Annotated in this window: 1 protein-coding gene; it reads right to left on the bottom strand. The window is 38.9% G+C overall.

The window, feature by feature from the left end; all coding sequences use genetic code 11:
* Positions 1-22: 22 nt before the first annotated feature.
* Positions 23-229 (bottom strand): hypothetical protein (locus tag V7266_RS11235; RefSeq protein ID WP_335467976.1); only part of this gene is annotated, 207 nt, incomplete at its 5' end.

The raw sequence follows: 229 nt of genomic DNA, 5'->3' as shown, positions 1-229 counted from the left end.
ATATAAAGTTGAACCAGTCTTATCACTTTCCTGGGTTTTTCATTGTTTGGTTAACCAGGTTTTGCGTCGCATCATCAGTCGATTCTGCCGGGTTCTCAATCGCAGACTGCACGTAGTTTAATGCGGACTGATTGATGTTTTTAAATATTCTCATATTACCTTCCGGATCTTTGTGAGCTCGATTGCGTACCATGTCTATTCCTCCACTATTTTCTTTACCTTTTATTTT

The organism is Neobacillus drentensis (assembly GCF_036965645.1).
GTDB lineage: Bacteria > Bacillota > Bacilli > Bacillales > Cytobacillaceae > Neobacillus > Neobacillus drentensis_D.
The sequence above is the reverse complement of the archived record's forward strand: the minus strand, read 5'-3'. Positions and strand labels throughout refer to the sequence as shown.